Below are 15,911 nucleotides of genomic sequence, written 5' to 3'. Positions count from 1 at the left end.
AACTATTCCTATTGTATGAGAAATGCGCCGTCGTGCGCTGCGAGCCGCCCGTTCAAGGGCCGCCGCAGGGCCGGCAAGGCGCCCGGGGCCTTCGGGAGGCTCCAGGTCATGTAGAGGGAGGGAACCCATGCTTGCATCCACTCGCGGTCGTCGCGCGGCCGTTGCTACAGTGTCCTTGTTGGCCCTGGCCGCCGGCCTAGCCTGCGCCGGCGGCGCCCACGCCCAGAGCACCGCTTCCGGCTCGGCGGTCGAGGACAAGACCACCATCGAGGAAGTGGTCGTCGTCGGCACCCGCGCCAGTCTGCAGTCGGCCATGAACCGCAAGAAGCGGAACGGCACGATCTCCGATTCGATCGTCGCCGAAGACATCGGCCAGTTCCCCGACAAGAACATCGGCGAAGCGCTGGGTCGGGTGACCGGCGTCCAGCTGGCCCGCGATTTCGGCGAAGGCAACGCTGTCTCGATCCGCGGCGTCGAACCCGACCTGAACCGCGTCGAGATCAACGGCATGAGCGTGCTGTCGACCGCGGGCAACCTGCAAGTCTACGGCGGCGGCGGCCGATCCAACGACTTCCGCGAACTGGCCGCCGAACTGGTCCAGTCGATCGACGTGTTCAAGGGCTTCACCGCCGACATGACCGAAGGCGGCGTCGGCGGCACGGTCTCGGTGACCACCCGCAAGCCGCTGGACTTCGCCAAGCCCACCATCTCGATGACCGCCTCGGCCCAGAAGCTGGACACGATGAAGGACTGGGCGCCGCGCCTGAACGTCATCGCCGCGGGCAAATTCCTGGACGACCGCCTGGGCCTGATGGCCAACGTCACCTACGACGAAGTGGACACGCGCGGCGACTTCGTCCGCAACACCTCGTGGGGTCGCTTCGCCGACTTCGACAGCTCGGCCGACAAGACCGTCCCGTACTACAACACCGCCTACAACAGCCAGATCAACGACCTGGCTCGCAATGTCACCAGCCAGTCGGCCTGTAGCGCACTGGTGACCCCCGACTCGACCCAGATCTCGTCGTCCAACCTGCGCACCGCCTGCCAGTCGCAATGGTACGACTATGCGCCGCGCACGGCTCGCTATGGCGTCTGGTATCGCAACGACAAGCGGATCTCGTCGGAGTTCACCGCCCAGTACCGGTTCAACGACCGCCTCGACGCCTGGGTCAGCTATAACTACGACGAGCGCAAGCAGACGCTCAACGACATCAACTACGGCACTGACTTCACCTCGGTCAGCCGTCTGCGCAACCTGGTCGGCACGTCATGCTCGGCGACCAACACCACCGCCAGCTCGGTCAAGGTCGACGCCAACCACAACGTCACCGGCTACACCCTGGGCAACTGCCTGGCGACCGCCAGCGCCGGCGGCAACCTGGGCTTCGGCATCAGCGCCCGCGACTTCGCCTACGACAGCAGCAGCGAATACGTCAGCTTTGGCGGCAAGTACCGGGGCGACCGCCTGCAGGTCGAGTTCATGGGCTCCAACGCCAACACTGACACGACCTCGCAGACCAACAACGTCAGCGTCAGCTTCGACACGCCCGGCATGGTCGTGAGCCTCGACGGCAACGGCGAGCCGTCGTTCAAGTTCGCCAGCGGCTACAGCCCGTCGGACGCCTCGGCGATCCGCCAGTGGCAGATCCAGTACCGCCCGTCGCTCGTGAACCAGAAGGAGCAGCAGTACAAGCTCGACTTCGACTACGACACGCACCTGCCGGTGATCCACAGGCTGGAGTTCGGCGGTCGCGCCACCGACTACAAGACCGAAGGCTACGGCTATGGCGGCTTCATCCTGGATGGCGGCGCCAACCCGTACTCGACCACGGACGACACCGTGATCTACAGCAACGCGGTGAACTCGACGGCGACGATCAACAACGCCGCGGGCGCTCCCGATCAGACAAGCCCGGTGCTGGGCACGACCTACACCACCGGCTACTGGGGTTCGTCGGAAGTCTGGTCGCGAGCCTTCTCTAACCAGGTCTTCGCCTCGGGCATGTCGCCCCTGCCGGCCAACTTCTACTTCGGCGGCGGCTCGATGCCGACCAGCTGGATGTACCCGAACTACGATGTGATCTCGCAGAATCTGAACACGTCGCACTTCAACCTGGACAACATGATCCACACCGTCGGCAACGACGGCAAGGCGCACGATCAGATCCCCTACCGGATCCAGGAAGAGACGAACGCCCAGTATATCAAGTTCGATTACGCCATCCCGATCGGGTCGTTCGACCTGGACGGCAACTTCGGCTGGCGGCGCGTCCAGACGAAGGTGAGCGCGGAAGGCGTCTCGACCCGCCAGCAAGCTTATGCGGCCACCAACGGCGGCACGGCGACGACCTACACGCTGTCCAACAGCCTGCGCAGCTACAAGAAGGACTACACGGTCTGGCTGCCCAGCTTCAACGCCGGCCTGTGGTTTGTTCCGAACAAGCTGTCCACGCGCTTCGGCTTCGCCCAGCTGATGGCCCGTCCGCGCCTCGACTTCCTGCTCCCGACCGTGACCTGCACCACCGACGCCGCGCCCGACGCCAACGGCGAGTTCGACGAACCCAGCTGCACGGCCGGCAATCCCGAGCTGAAGCCCTATCGCGCCAACCAGTATGACCTGAGCTTCGAATACTACCCGAACCAGGACACCCAGGTTTCGGTCGGTCTGTTCTACAAGGACATCAAGTCGTTCTACGTCTCGTCCCGCACCCTGCTGGGCAAGCGCGACGTCTACGGCGACGGCGTGATGTACAACTTCAACACCTACATCAACGGCGACGGCGCCAAGATCAAGGGCGTGGAAGTCACCGCCAAGACCGCCTTCACCTTCTTGCCGGGCTGGCTGTCGGGCTTCGGCGTCGATGGCAACTACACCTACCAGAAGGCCACCGAGGTGGGTCTGTACTCGATCCTCGACGGCTCGCCTCTGCCGTTCCCGGGCCTGTCGCCCGACAGCGCCAACGTGACCCTGTGGTACGACAAGGGGCCATTCAACGCGCGCGTGGCCTACAACTACCGCTCCAAGTACCTGATCTCGGCCGCCGACAACTCGGGCCAACCCGTCTATCGCGACGCGACCGGCTATCTGGACGGAAAGATCACGTGGAAGCCGGACCTCTGGAACATCCAGGGCCTGTCCTTCTTCGTCGAAGGCAAGAACCTGACCAAGGAAGAGGAACGCTCGACCGCCGGCGACATCCGCCTGACGGAACTGGGCTACTTCGGACGCCGCTTCTTCGTCGGCGTGACGGCGAAGTTCTAGGACCGGCGCCAGGCGGCGGACGTCCCGGTGTCGAGCCCGGGGCGTCCGTCGCCACGCTCTTCGACTGCACGATCTAGGGATGACTTTCAGGGCCACGCCGGCATGGCGCGGCCCTTTTTCCTGAGGTGAGAAGGCGCTGACCTACCGCGCCAGGGCGTAGATGCGGAACCGTCGCACCCGCAGGTGGCTCAGCGTTGTCCGCAGGCCGAACCAGCCGCGGGTGTAGGGCTCGGCGTCGTTCAGTTCGAACAGCTTGCGCTCGTCGTTCCAGTACTGGATCAGCCCGCCGTCGGCCACCAGCCGCACCGTCTGCCAGCGATTGGGGACCAGCCTCTCGTCGGCGGCCGCGTGGTCGTGCCGGGGCAGCAGCGGCCGCTCGCCGGGACGGCCTACATAGCGACGGAAACGGGTCGAGGTGTTGGCGTTGCCGCCCTGGCCCACATAGTAGGTCTTCAGGGTGTCGTAGTCGGCGAAGGCCCCCGTGCGCGGCGTGGCCAGTGGGCTGCCTCCGCCGGCGTCGCGGGCCATCCAGAAGGCGTTCAGGTCGCTGACCCGATCATGGGGGCCGCCCGCCGAGACCGCCTGGGCCTGGTACTGGATCAATACCGGACCGATCAGTTCGGGGCGGAACCACAGGGTCAGGCCGGCGGGCGTGTCGATGTCGAGCACGCCGCCCCGGACGCCGACCTTGGCCGGCTTTTCGGCTTCGAGCGTCCACTGGTCCAGACCGCGGCGGAAGTCGTCGGCGTGGAGGCGGCGGCCGCGCCGGGGGGGAGCGTCCGGGGCGGCGAGGGCGGGGGCGGCGGCCAGCCAGGCCAGTCCGCCGAGGACCGCGCGGCGCTTCATCGTTCGTCTCCATCCGTTGTCGCCGGGCCGACGCGTCGGGGCGGATCGGCGGCCAGGCCGGACACGGTCTCGCCGACGATCGGCCCCGCCCCCTGCGCCCAGGCCAGGTCCAGGCGCTTGAAGCAACCGCCGCGCACGGCCTGCAGCAGGATGGGCGGACGAGGATCGGGCTTCAGGGTCTCGATGCGCACATTGTCCAGCTTCAGGCCTTCGACGTGCCGGGCCCACAGGCCGTAGGCCGGGGTGGGGCCGAACATGCTGGGCTCCGGATAGGCCTGGGCCATGTCGTCGGGACGCCGGTCGGCCCAGGCCGCGTCGCCGCCGCCCGCATAGACCAGGCAGACGTCGGTCAGCTCGACGTCCTCGATCGGGTCGCCCTCCAGGCCGGCGATCGTGGCGGCGTAGTCCGGTAGGATGTCCCAGGCGGTCAGGCCGCGGACGCTGACCCGCCGGATGGCCCCGCGCGTCGCGCCCTCGGGGCCGCGCCCCCGGTCGCCCAGGCGCAGGAACAGCGGCGCGGTGGTGACCTCGCGCATGACGACATTGGTGATCGAGACGTCCTCGATCACGCCGCCGTCGACGGTCTCCAGGGCCAGGCCCCGCGATCGGGTGAAGACGCAGTCGCTGATGGTGATGTGGCGAAAACCGCCGTTGGACTCGGTGCCCAGCTTGATCCGGCCGGTGACGCGGTCCTGGTCCGGAGCCAGCCGCTGGGTGCGGCCCCGGGTCCCGTCCAGCATCGTGCCCAGGTCGAAGCCGCTGACATGGCAGCGCGTGATCTCGACGCGTTCGGTGGCGCGGGCCTCGCCCAGGGCCAGCGAGCTTTTCAAGACGATGGCGTCGTCGTTGGGCGTGTTGACCCGGCAGTCGGCGATGGTCACGTCGCGGCAGCAATCGATGTCCAGGCCGTCGCGGTTGGTGTCGATCCGCAGGTTGCTGATCGTCAGGTCGTCGCAGCCGGTGGCCAGCACCGCGAAGTGGCCGCCGCGCCAGATCGTGAAGCCGTCCAGGCGCACGCGGCGAGCGTTCTTCAGGGCGACGGCCTTGTTGCCCTGGCCGGCCATGGCCTCCAGGTCAGGAACCAGGATCGCCATTTCCTCGGCCGACAGATTGGCCATGCTGACCGGGAACTCGCCGGCCTGGCGGGTCCAGCGCGAGCCGGGGCCTTCGCGGGTCATGCCGACGCCGTCGATCATGCCGGGGCCGACGATCGCCACGTCCTCGACGTCCTCGCCCCAGATCAGGCTGTTGCGCCAATGGCTGTGGCCGAAGTCCTGGTACAGGTCGAACGGGTTGGGCTCGGCCGGGTCGTAGGCGCCCCAAGGGGCGCTTCTGGGACGCGCGGGGTCGGCGGCCTCCAGCACGCAGTCGTCTTCCAATCGCAGGGTGACGCCGCTCAGCAGCCGGATCGAGAACGACAGCCAGCGTCCCGCCGACAGCACGACCTGGCCGCCGCCGGCCGCGTGGGCGAACGCGATCGCCCCGTTGATCGCATCGGTATTGAGCGTCGCGCCGTCGCCCCGCGCCCCGAACTCTCGGACGTCGAACGACGCGCGGGTCATGCGTAGAGGCCGTGCCGCTTGAAGAAGGCGCTCAGCAGGGCCGGCCAAGGCATGGCGCCGCCGCCGGGGCCGTTCAGCCCGAAGCCGTGACCGCCGGACTCGAAGACGTGCAGTTCGCTGGCGATCTTCTGGGCTCTCAGGGCCTGGAACATCATCAGGCTGTTCTCCATCGGCACGACCTTGTCGTCGGCCGCGGCGGCGATGAAGGTCGGCGGGGCGTCGGCGGGGATGTCGTGCTCGGCCGACACCGCCTGGCGCTGGGCCTCGGTGGGACTGGTCCCCAGCAGGGACTTCAGCGAGCTGCCGTGGGCGTGGGGCGCGGTCATGGTGACCACGGGATAGAACAGGCCCGCCGCCATCGGCCGGGCCGACAACTGGTCGGCCGCGTCGATCGGGGCGTAGGTCTGTGTCGCGAACCGCGTCGCCAGCCGCGCGGCGACGTGGCCGCCGGCCGAGAAGCCGGTCACGGCGATCCGCTCGGGATCCAGGCCCCACTTGCCCGCATTGGCGCGGATCAGGCGGATGGCGCGCTGGGCGTCCTGCAGCGACACGTCCGGACCCGCCGCCCAGCCGTCGGCCGGCAGGCGGTAGTCCATGACGAAGGCGGTCGCGCCCTGATCGGCGATCCAGGCGTCGATCGAGCCGCCGGCCTTGCTGACCGCCACGCGGATATAGCCGCCGCCGGGGATCATCAGGATCGCCGCGCCGTTCGGCTTGGCCGGCCGGCGCATCATCAGCCAGGGCTTGGTGACGTTCAGGAAGGCGGTGTCGTTGGGATCGCCGCCGGGCTTGCGCAGGATCACCTGCTCGGCGACCGTGACCTTCTCGCCGCCGGGCGGCTTGCCGGGCCAGAGATCCATGACCTCGATGGTCGAGGGCGCGGACGTCTGGGCGCGGGCCAGGCCCGGCGCGGCCAGGGCCAGGGCGCCCAGGCCCAGTAGGGCGCGGCGGTCGAGAGCGGGATCAGTTGCCACGGGGAGCCTCGGTGCTGTGGGCGACGCTGGGGGCCAGGACGAACGTATCGGGCGAGGGAGGCCTGGCCGGATCAAACGGCGGCAGGCCGTCCAGCAGATGCGCCGCCAGGTCCGGGACCTCCGCGCGGATGCCGGTCACCACGCACTCGGCCAGCACATAGGCGCCGTAGTTGTTGTGATGCGTGGCGTCCTTGCCGCCATCGCCGAACGCCTTCCAGGCGTCGGCGGGACCCAGGGCCTCGTAGAAGGCCGCGCTCATCGTCAGCAGGTCGATCACCGGCGCGCCGGTTTCGCGGCCCACGGCGCGCACGGCCTCGGGATAGTCGCCGTGGGTGTTCACGATCCTGCCGGCCGCGTCGAACCTGCGCCGGTGCATCGAGGTCACCAGCACCGGTTTGGCCCCGCGTCGCCGCGCCTCGCCGATATAGGCCTTCAGATAGTCGCGATAGGTGGTGGCGGCCTCGGCGTAGGTCTGGGGCCAGTTGGCCTTCTGGTCGTTGTGGCCGAACTGGATCAGCAGCCAGTCGCCCGGCTTGATGCGGCTGAGCAGCTTGTCCAGCCGGTGCTCGAACAGGAACGACTTCAGGGTCTCGCCGGACTCCGCGTGGTTGGCCACCGACACGTCGGGCTTGAAGAACCGGGGCAGCATCTGGCCCCAGCTGGCGCCGGGTTCGAAGCGCTGGTCGGTCACGGTGGAATCGCCGGCCAGATACACCACTGGCACGGTCACGGGCTCGACCCGCAGGCGGCGGACGGCGGGGGCCGGTCCGCAGAACTCCAGGGTCAGCTTGTCGTCCCAGTCGTACGAGCCTTCCTCGCGCGGATTGAGCAGCACCCGCACGCCGCCGGGGGCGTTGGGCGGCGGGGCGACCAGGGCGGCGGTGCGGACATTGACGACGCATTCGACGGTCGCGGTCTTGCCGGCCTTGGCGACGATCCGCTCGGCCATCAGCCGGCGGGACTCGGCCTTGACCGTGGTGTCGGACGCCGCCTTGCCGCCCAGCTCCAGCGTCACCCGATAGTCGCCCTCGGGCACGGCGATCGAGAACAGGAACGGGCCGCCGGCAACAGAGGAGGCTGGGGAGGGCTCGAAACCGTGGCCGACGGCCGGGTCGTAGACAGCGTCGCGCGCCACGCGGACATGTCCCGGAGCCGCCTTGTCGTCGCCGAAGTCGAAGGCCCAGGTCTGCATCGGTTTCACCGGCTCCGCCGCCCAGCTGGTCGCCCAACCCGAAGCCGGCGCGACGGCGAGCGCGGCCAGAACGGCGCGTCTAGGCAACATCAAGGCGCCTCCCTCTGCGATCCGCGTCGCGCTGCGTTGATCCCAGAAATATCGGCCGCGCCGCGCCAGGGCAACGAATTTCACATTTCGAGATTAAGTCCCGCAAAATGAAACTCAAGACCTGACGATGGGCAGGGTGAGCGTGGCGGGCTTCAGGCCCGGGGCGTGGCGACAGCGTCGGCAAGGTGGGGGCCGGCAAGATCGACTGGCCGCGGCCGTTGTCCGCCCCCCACGTGGCCGGGGTGCGCGATTTCCTCGTCGAGCAGGAGCCGACCTTCGCCCATTCACGGCTGGACTCGGTCGGGATCAGTTTCGGCTATCTGTCGAAGCCGCGGGCCTGAAACGCGGGTTCGCCGGCTCCGCGCGCGCCGGAGCAAAACCGATATCGATGTCCGGGAAATGGTCGGGGCCCAAACCGAAAGGTTTGGGCCCCGATGGTGCCACGACAGGGACTCGAACCCTGGACCTCAGCCTTACCAAGGATGCGCTCTACCACTGAGCTACCGCGGCGAAGAGGAGGGGGCGTATAGCGAACCAAACGCGGTTGGCAAAGACAAAATCGTCTTGACCGATCGTCGCAGCGCTTTCACCTGTGGAAGGATGAGCCAGAACCCCAAGCTCCATAACGAAAAAGCCGAGCGCGAAGCGCGGCTGGCCCAGGCGCTGCGCACCAATCTTCGCCGCCGGAAGGCCGCGCCCGCTGGATCGGACAAGGGGGCGGCCAAACCGGAACCGTCCCGTTCGGACGACGAGACGCCCTCCGACTAGGGAGGAACCTTGAGGAATCGGTGCAGGCCCTTGCGCGGGCTCTTGCAACCAGTAGAACCGCCCTTTCACATGTGACCGCGCGGCGACATCCCCCCGAAGGCCGCGCGACGAGGGACTTTCATTGGATCGTATCGCCATCACCGGCGGCGCGCAGCTGAACGGGATCATCCCGGTGAGCGGCGCCAAGAACTCGGCCATCAAGCTGATGGCGGCCAGCCTGCTGACCGACCAGCCGCTGCGTCTGACCAACATGCCGCGCCTGGCCGACACCAAGTTCCTGGGCAAGCTGCTGACCCGCCTCGGCGCGAACGTCGACGAGTGCGAAGGGCCGGACGGTTCGGAAACCATCCTGCACGCGGCCGAGATCACCAGCGGCTTCGCGCCCTATGACCTGGTGCGCCAGATGCGCGCCTCGTTCAACGTGCTGGGCCCGCTGATCGCCCGCACCGGCCAGGCCAAGGTCAGCCTGCCGGGCGGCTGCACCATCGGCGCGCGCCCCGTGGACCTGCACCTGCAAGCCCTGGAGGCCCTGGGCGCCAAGATCGATCTGCACGAGGGCTACGTCTACGCCCAGGCTCCGCGCGGCCTGAAGGGCGCCGAGATCGCGTTCCCGTTCGTCTCGGTGGGCGCCACCGAGCACGCCATGCTGGCGGCCGTGCTGGCCGACGGCGTCACGGTGATCAAGAACGCCGCCTGCGAGCCCGAGCTGCTGGACCTGCAAATCTGCCTGAACGTCATGGGCGCCAAGGTGGAAGGGGCGGGGACCCCGACCATCACCATCACCGGCGTGGCCAAGCTGCACGGCGCGACCCACTCGGTGATCCCCGATCGGATCGAGATGGGCACCTACGCCGTGGCCGCCGCCATGGCCGGCGGCGAGGTCCAGCTGACCCGCGCCCGACCCGAACTGATCGACAGCCTGCTGGTCAAGCTGGAGGAAGCCGGCGCCGGCGTGATCCGCACCGAGGACGGGGTGATCATCAAGCGCAACGGCCACCGCCTGGAGGCCGTCAATGTCGAGACGCAGCCCTATCCGGGCTTCGCCACCGACCTGCAGGCCCAGTTCATGGCCCTGATGACCACGGCCAAGGGCGAGAGCCACATCCGCGAGACCATCTTCGAGAACCGCTTCATGCACGCCCCCGAGCTGATGCGCCTGGGCGCCGACATCTCGGTGTCGGGCGGCGAGGCCGTGGTGCGCGGCGTCGCCCAGCTGGAAGGCGCCGAGGTCATGGCCACCGACCTGCGCGCCTCGGTCAGCCTGGTGATCGCCGGTCTGGTGGCGCGCGGCGAGACCACGGTCAGCCGCATCTACCACCTGGACCGCGGCTTCGAGCGGCTGGAGGAAAAGCTGGGCGCTTGCGGAGCCCAGGTGCGCCGGATCAAGGGCGAAGCCGAAAGCGACCTCGACCATGGCTGAGCTCGCGCCGCTGAAGCTGCTGGCCCAGGACGCCGAGGACCTGGCGGTGATCTCGGCCGCCCTGCAGGACGCCGTGGCCAAGATCGGCGACATTCGCTGGGACGCCTCGGCGCGCACCCTGACCCTGGCCTGCAACCGCTTCCGCTGGGAAGCCGCGGGCAAGAAGAAGGGTGAGCGCATCCGCTCGGCCCTGCAGTTGGGCGACGTCACCGGCGTCCAGGCCCGCAAGCTGCGCCGCGACGCCAAGGGCGCGGTGGTGGAGCTGCTGTCGGTGGCCTTCGAGCCGGGCGAGGCCCCGGGCGGCGCCGTGCTGCTGACCTTCGCGGGCGGCGGCGACCTGAAGGTCAGCGTCGACTGCCTGGACGTGATCCTGGCCGACCTGTCGCAAGCCTGGTCGACCTCGCGCCGGCCCGGGCACGCGGACTAGACGGAGGACGCCGAGCGGCGATCCAAGGCCTCAAGTCAGGCAAAGGTTGGCGGATGTGAAGCTCGCCCGCCCCCGTGCTTCCTTCGCTCTGCGTCGACGTCCCTTCTCGCCCTGGCCTGATGCTGAGGCGCGAAATCTTCGCCAACATTCGTCTACGGCGACGCGCGATGGTCCCCCGGATCACGATTGGATCCGCGACGTGGGTCAAGTCCAGTTTGGCCGCGAGTAGACATTCGCGGAATTTCGCGAGAGCATCGGCCCCAAGCTTGACTGGGTGGGCGGACGCGTCGCCAGCCTGAACGATTTGAGCGGCGTGTGTCGGGGGGGCTGATGCTCAGGAATATTGCGATGGCCGTCGCCGCTTGGGCGGCGGTGGCGACCTCAGCCGTCGCGGCGTCGGAATGGCGACCGGACATCACCTTCAACTACGGTGAACCGCAACTGGCCGCTTCGCAGGGTTCGACGCCCGGCGCCTTCTATCTCGACAGCGCCTTCCAGGACGCGGGCGGGCGCGTGGAACGTCTCGGCTACGATCCCAAGACCCTTGCCGGGGTCTATTTGGGATGGCCGGCGACCACGCTGGTGAATGACCATTCCTATCTGGCCAGTCCGCAGCGCTACTTCATTCAGGTGTCGACCGAAGGCCAGGCGCTGGAGGGCCACGCGGTCCTGACCTTCTTCCGGTTGGCCGGAGACAAGGTCGTCATCGACGGCGCCTTCGGGTTGTACAGCGTCGCCGGCCAGGACGATTTCACGCCGTCATTCCTGCTCTATCGCGGCGAACCGTTCGCCGACGAATGCTACGCCGAGCGGACGCGGGACCGGGACGACGAGAGCGACGACGACAGTCCGACGCCCGCGCGGGTGTTTTCCGAAGCCAACGGTCTATCCGAGCCCAGATGGACCCGCGGCTGCTATCGCGCGCCTTCGGCCGCGGCCCAGGCGGCCCTGCGCGACCATCTCACGGGCTATTTCGGTCCGGTCCCGCATGCGCTCGCCGGCCGTCTTTTGACCGATCCCGGCGACACGACCTTTCTAAGCGTCGACGCCGACGACTATGCGATCAAGCTGGCGGGCATGCGAAAGCGCATGCCCGAGGCTCCCAAGGTCGTGGATCCTGGATATGTGCGGGGCGAGTTCCAGACGCACTGGCGGACGGCCGCCAACCTGGTGTGCATGAACCTCTACCCGCTCGATTGCCGGGGCGTCGCGCCGGGAGCCGCGCTTTGGCCGCAGGCTCATCTGGGCGCCTTTTTGCGAGAGCACCGCCGCGCGGTGGATCTGGGCGGTCCCAGCCTGGTGCGGTTCGAGGCCGATGACACGCCGAGGGCGCTGCGCATTATTGGGCCCGCGGCGAACCAGACGGGCGCGCCGGGCGACGATCTGGTCTGCCCGGCCAGCTGGCGTCCGTTCTCCTGGGGCCCCGCGGGCTCCCAGATGCGCTATTCGGCGTTTCGAGGCCGGCTGACGGACGGCTACCCGGAAGGCCAAGGGACCTTGTTCCTGCTGCCCGCCGACTGCGAGGTTCTGCGGCAGGCGCCCGAAGGCGAGGCGCGGCTGGAAACCTCCTTCGTCCGCGGCGTGCCGAATGGACAGTTCACGCTCTACAACGCGATCGGAAAGCTCGTGCTGGCCGGCGCGATGAAGGACGGCCTGCTGGACGGCGAGGTTCACCGCTATGGCGACTTTGGCACGGAGATCTCGACGGTCCAGTACCGATCCGGCCGCCTCGCCGACGGCGACTTCACCTTCTATGACCTCGACTACCTCGCCAGCGTCCTGGCCCCGCCCCCGGCGCGCCAGTTCTTCCGCGGCAAGGTCAGCGGCGAGGAGCTGAGCGGCGCCTGGAGCGATCTGGTCATCACCCTTGGCGCGGAAGGCCAAAGGGTGGGGCTCTACAAGGGGCGTCAAACCGTAGAGCTCTCCGACGGAGAGACGATCTCGGGGCCGGTCTTTCCCGACTACGACCGCCTGCGCTACCGCTTCACGGGCCAAGGGGAATACGACTGGCCCAGCGGCGCGCGGCTGGTCGGCGATTTCGACCCCAAAGGCGAGGAAGGCATTCGAGGCCGGGCCCGATACTACGACCCGCGGCGTGGCCGCTGGTACAACACCACCGTCGACGCCAACGGGCGCTTCACCTGGACGGTCGTGAAGCGGGTGCGCAGACCCTGGTACGAAAACGTCGCCCCCGAACTGAAGCGCTGGGTCGACACCGTCGTGGACCAGGTCGATCGTGGGGGACACGGCTTCGAGCATTTCATGTGCCGCCTGACGGGGACCGAGGAGGGCCGCAACTGTTCGGTGTCGGCCGGCGTGCAGGTCGGGACGGATGGCCCGGTGCTGACCGACGGCTCGGGCGCGCCCTCGGCGCTGCCCTTGCGCGAGGATCCCGACTGGGCGGCCCGCCTGGACTGGGCTCACGCGACGGAGCTGCAAGACGTCGAACACGGAGACGATTCCCTGTCGCCCTTCTTCGCGGACGTGCGGGAGTTGCGCGTGGGGCGGACGCCGGCGGACCTGACCGGCACGGTCTGGTCGCCTCTGATCTACATGGGAACCCCGACGGTGAGCGGCGAGGAGCGTAGCGACTCGCACGGCCAGGGACATTTTCTCTCGCCGCGGCGCAATGACGACGGCTCGCGCCGGGTTCACCTGGGACGGGATTACCTGGCGGCGCCGGGCGACCCCATCCTCGCGCCCATGGACGGGATCGTCACGGTCGCCCGCTACGATCCAGCCAACATCTATCGATGCTTCATCCAGATCACGAACCCGCAGGGGCGAGCGGTGGAGATATCCTATGTCGCGCCTCTGGGGCGCGCCGGAGCGGGGCCGGCGAGCATCAAGGCCGGCACGTACGTCACCCGGGGCACCATGGTGGGACACGCGGTCGACATCTCGCCGGTCTACGGACCCCACGTGGGCAACCATGTCCATGTGCAGTACTTCGTGCCCAGGCCCGGGGCCGCGGCCGGCGTCGGATGGTGGGTGTCCTACGACGGCGAAACCTGGGTGTCCAAACAGCCGAGGCCTTGACCGGCCGCCCCTCCGAGCGAAGCCGAGATTTCCGCGCTCCAGACCAGGGCGACGCGCCGCCGCGAAGCCCGGATCGGACGGGTTCACGCGTATTTTGCTGGCCACGACGCCGCATCATGGTATCGGCCCGGTATGATCGAACCTCACGCCTCCGGCGGCTACATCCTGGAAGAACTCTCGGTCGGGATGACCGCCGAAAAGCGCGTCCCCATCACCGAGGAACGCATCCAGCGTTTCGCCGAGGCCTCGGACGACTTCAATCCGGTGCACATGGACGAGGCCTTCGCGTCCAAGACCGCCTATCGCGGGCGGATCGCGCACGGCCTGCTGTCGGCGTCGTTCGGATCGGCGGTGGTCGGCACCATCCTGCCGGGCGCGGGCGCGATCTATCTGAGCCAGACCCTGGGATTCCACAAGCCGGTGCGCATCGGCGACGTCGTGGTCGCCCGGGTCACCGTTTCGGCCATCGACGAGGTGAGCGCGCGGGTCACCCTGCGCTGCGAAGGCTTCGTCGGCGACGACCTGATCATGGACGGCGAGGCCGTCGTCCGCGTTCCGCGCCGTCGTCGGCCCGCGAAGGCCTGACGGGCGCCGTCGCGGCAATCGTGGCGGCGCGGCGCCTGCGTGCTTAACTGACCCCTGGACGGCGCGCGACCGGCGAGGCCGCCACTTGAGGGAGGCGACCATGGTCATTTTCAGCGTGCTCTATCCCGCGACGCCCGGCGCCAGGTTCGACCAGGCCTATTACGACGCCGTCCATATTCCGCTGGTGAAGGACGCCTTCACGTCGACCGGCCTGACGGACGTGCAGGTGCTCAAGGGCCTGCCGGGAACCGAAGGCGGCGCGGCGCCGTTCGTGGTCATGGTCAACCTGACCTTCGAGGGCCCCGAGGCGCTGGCCGCCAGCCTGGGCGGTCCTCGCGCCCCCGAGGTGCTGGGCGACGTCGCCAAGTTCACCGACATCCAGCCCGTGACCCAGGTCAGCGCGCCGGGCTAGGGCGCGCTTTCGGCGAACATGGTTAATTGCGCCTTAACCATGATCCCGCCAATTGACCCCGTGTTTCAGGCTCGTCGCGATTCGTAATCTCGCGACGACTTGTCGAGGGCGTCATGGTCAGCAGCGTTACCAACGGCTACGCGACAAATCCCTATCTCGCCGCCAGCGCGGCCTCGACGGCCGCCGCCGCGGGGAACGCGACCGACAGCGCCGGCTCGGCCGGAGCGGCGGCCAAGACCAGCAATCCCGGCGACACGGTCACCCTGTCGCCGGAGGCCAAGGCCGCCCTGGCCGCTCAGACCGACAACCGCACCACCGACGCGATGGTCGCCGACGCCCGCTCGGCGCTGAACAAGCTCTTGGCCGACGCCAAGGCGCCCAGCGCCCTGAAAGACGGCAAGGCGACGATCGACGTTTCGGGCCTGGACCGCCGCACCCTTTTCGCCATCGCCAGCAACAAGGGCGGCAAGTTCTCGATCGAGGAGCAGGTGGTCGCCAGCCTGCGGATCAAGGCCAACCGCGACACGTCCATGTCGGCCGCGGCCTCGGCCATGCGGGTGACCGGCGACTATGCTGGGCTCTACAAGGCCGCCCTGACCAATCTCGACGCCGCCGGGCCCGAGGAGAAGGCGGCCGGGCAGTGGGCCAAGGACAAGGCGGCCCTGACCGAGGGCCTCAAGCAGGCCACCGCCAAGCCCGGCGTGCAGCCCACCGGCATCGACGGCGATCCGGTCGCGGCCTATCTGAAGGACGTCGGCGGGGTGGTCGCCAATCCCCGCACCCGCGACATCGGCAAGGTCGCCTCGGACGTCCGCACCGTGCTGGACAAGCAGTACGCCTCGGCGACCGGGGAGGGGATGGCCACCGACGAGAACAGCGGGACGATCGACTTCTCCAAGTTCGACGGCCGTTCGCTGGCCGCCGTCGCCCTGAACAAGGGCGACCAGTTCTCCGAGCATGAGATCGCCCAGGCCGCCGAAGAGGTGCGCACCCGCAACCGCGACAGCGTCTCCAGCACCTACGCCGGCGCCAAGGGCTCGGACAGCTCGGCCTTTGGCAAGAGCCTGATCACCCAGTACGCGGCCATGAGCGACGAGGAACGCCAGGCCGCCGGCTGGACCCCGGCCCTCTACGACAAGATGGTCGAGATGCAGAACCTCTCGGACAAGCTGGCCTCGCTGTTCAATCCCGACGGCGGCGTCAACACGGGCGGGACCAGCTTGATGGACTACATCTGAGCGGTTCCCCAACCCGATGATTGGCCCTAGACCGGGCACGGAGCTGAGCTAAGACGGTGAGGACCACTTCGCCGTAGATGGACTCGGCTCCCC

General features: G+C 68.4%; 13 protein-coding genes and 1 tRNA gene. 9 read left to right on the top strand and 5 right to left on the bottom strand.

The features are described from left to right. Positions 1-127: 127 nt before the first annotated feature. Entirely contained in the window at positions 128-3,265 is a 3,138-nt protein-coding gene (locus ASD38_RS07170; RefSeq protein ID WP_056458848.1) for a TonB-dependent receptor, read from the top strand. Between the two features lie 141 nt (positions 3,266-3,406). Here ASD38_RS07170 and ASD38_RS07165 read toward each other — a convergent pair whose 3' ends face one another. Genes ASD38_RS07165 through ASD38_RS07150 form a run of 4 tightly spaced genes read right to left on the bottom strand, consistent with a single transcriptional unit; the run spans position 3,407 to position 7,929 of the window. After that, positions 3,407-4,111 carry a DUF6250 domain-containing protein gene (locus ASD38_RS07165; protein WP_056438416.1) on the bottom strand — a complete coding sequence of 235 codons (705 nt, stop codon included), beginning with the start codon at positions 4,109-4,111 and terminating at the stop codon, positions 3,407-3,409. Further along, complete coding sequence (locus ASD38_RS07160; protein ID WP_156390610.1) at positions 4,108-5,673, bottom strand: rhamnogalacturonidase; 1,566 nt, start codon at positions 5,671-5,673, stop codon at positions 4,108-4,110. The genes ASD38_RS07165 and ASD38_RS07160 overlap by 4 nt, the downstream gene beginning before the upstream one ends. Further along, positions 5,670-6,647 (bottom strand): alpha/beta hydrolase, encoded by a 978-nt coding sequence (locus ASD38_RS07155; protein ID WP_056458845.1) that lies wholly within the window; start codon positions 6,645-6,647, stop codon positions 5,670-5,672. Before ASD38_RS07155 ends, ASD38_RS07160 begins: the two co-directional genes overlap by 4 nt. Next, positions 6,637-7,929 carry a rhamnogalacturonan acetylesterase gene (locus ASD38_RS07150; RefSeq protein ID WP_056458843.1) on the bottom strand — a complete coding sequence of 431 codons (1,293 nt, stop codon included), beginning with the start codon at positions 7,927-7,929 and terminating at the stop codon, positions 6,637-6,639. Before ASD38_RS07150 ends, ASD38_RS07155 begins: the two co-directional genes overlap by 11 nt. A gap of 218 nt (positions 7,930-8,147) precedes the next feature. Here ASD38_RS07150 and ASD38_RS24870 point away from each other — a divergent pair, with 218 nt between their 5' ends. After that, positions 8,148-8,270, top strand: coding sequence for a hypothetical protein (locus ASD38_RS24870; protein ID WP_268760928.1), 123 nt, complete (start codon positions 8,148-8,150; stop codon positions 8,268-8,270). A gap of 94 nt (positions 8,271-8,364) precedes the next feature. Here ASD38_RS24870 and ASD38_RS07145 read toward each other — a convergent pair. Next, positions 8,365-8,439: transfer RNA gene (locus tag ASD38_RS07145), tRNA-Thr, on the bottom strand. 90 nt (positions 8,440-8,529) lie between these two features. On the opposite strand from ASD38_RS07145, the gene ASD38_RS23775 reads away from it, so the two are divergent. From ASD38_RS23775 to ASD38_RS07115, 7 genes are all read left to right on the top strand, one after another. After that, positions 8,530-8,697 (top strand): hypothetical protein, encoded by a 168-nt coding sequence (locus ASD38_RS23775; protein ID WP_156390609.1) that lies wholly within the window; start codon positions 8,530-8,532, stop codon positions 8,695-8,697. Positions 8,698-8,818: 121 nt separating this feature from the next. Then, entirely contained in the window at positions 8,819-10,117 is a 1,299-nt protein-coding gene (gene murA / locus ASD38_RS07140; protein WP_056458842.1) for a UDP-N-acetylglucosamine 1-carboxyvinyltransferase, read from the top strand. Beyond that, the gene (locus tag ASD38_RS07135) at positions 10,110-10,544 is read left to right on the top strand and encodes a DUF2948 family protein (protein ID WP_056438403.1); all 435 of its coding nucleotides are present in this window, start codon (positions 10,110-10,112) and stop codon (positions 10,542-10,544) included. The genes murA and ASD38_RS07135 overlap by 8 nt, the downstream gene beginning before the upstream one ends. Before the next feature lie 348 nt (positions 10,545-10,892). Then, a complete protein-coding gene (locus ASD38_RS07130) occupies positions 10,893-13,583 on the top strand; it encodes a peptidoglycan DD-metalloendopeptidase family protein (RefSeq protein ID WP_056458841.1) in 2,691 nt (896 codons plus the stop codon). 132 nt (positions 13,584-13,715) lie between these two features. Further along, entirely contained in the window at positions 13,716-14,168 is a 453-nt protein-coding gene (locus tag ASD38_RS07125; RefSeq protein ID WP_056458840.1) for a MaoC family dehydratase, read from the top strand. 100 nt (positions 14,169-14,268) lie between these two features. Further along, entirely contained in the window at positions 14,269-14,580 is a 312-nt protein-coding gene (locus ASD38_RS07120) for an EthD family reductase (protein ID WP_056458839.1), read from the top strand. A gap of 113 nt (positions 14,581-14,693) precedes the next feature. Further along, a complete protein-coding gene (locus tag ASD38_RS07115; protein ID WP_056458838.1) occupies positions 14,694-15,818 on the top strand; it encodes a hypothetical protein in 1,125 nt (374 codons plus the stop codon). Positions 15,819-15,911: the final 93 nt, after the last annotated feature.

The sequence above is a fragment of the Caulobacter sp. Root487D2Y genome, assembly GCF_001427165.1.
Classification (GTDB): domain Bacteria; phylum Pseudomonadota; class Alphaproteobacteria; order Caulobacterales; family Caulobacteraceae; genus Caulobacter.
Note: the sequence above shows the minus strand (reverse complement) of the source record. Positions and strands in the feature narration are given on the sequence as shown.

Excerpts from the sequence above, each read along its gene's own strand:
- ASD38_RS07160 (WP_156390610.1), bottom strand. The coding sequence starts at position 5,673 with ATGACCCGCGCGTCGTTCGACGTCCGAGAGTTCGGGGCGCGGGGCGAC.
- ASD38_RS07130 (WP_056458841.1), top strand. The coding sequence starts at position 10,893 with ATGGCCGTCGCCGCTTGGGCGGCGGTGGCGACCTCAGCCGTCGCGGCG.
- ASD38_RS07120 (WP_056458839.1), top strand. The coding sequence starts at position 14,269 with ATGGTCATTTTCAGCGTGCTCTATCCCGCGACGCCCGGCGCCAGGTTC.
- ASD38_RS07165 (WP_056438416.1), bottom strand. The coding sequence starts at position 4,111 with ATGAAGCGCCGCGCGGTCCTCGGCGGACTGGCCTGGCTGGCCGCCGCC.
- ASD38_RS07125 (WP_056458840.1), top strand. The coding sequence starts at position 13,716 with ATGATCGAACCTCACGCCTCCGGCGGCTACATCCTGGAAGAACTCTCG.
- ASD38_RS07115 (WP_056458838.1), top strand. The coding sequence starts at position 14,694 with ATGGTCAGCAGCGTTACCAACGGCTACGCGACAAATCCCTATCTCGCC.
- ASD38_RS07150 (WP_056458843.1), bottom strand. The coding sequence starts at position 7,929 with ATGTTGCCTAGACGCGCCGTTCTGGCCGCGCTCGCCGTCGCGCCGGCT.
- ASD38_RS07170 (WP_056458848.1), top strand. The coding sequence starts at position 128 with ATGCTTGCATCCACTCGCGGTCGTCGCGCGGCCGTTGCTACAGTGTCC.
- ASD38_RS07135 (WP_056438403.1), top strand. The coding sequence starts at position 10,110 with ATGGCTGAGCTCGCGCCGCTGAAGCTGCTGGCCCAGGACGCCGAGGAC.
- ASD38_RS23775 (WP_156390609.1), top strand. The coding sequence starts at position 8,530 with ATGAGCCAGAACCCCAAGCTCCATAACGAAAAAGCCGAGCGCGAAGCG.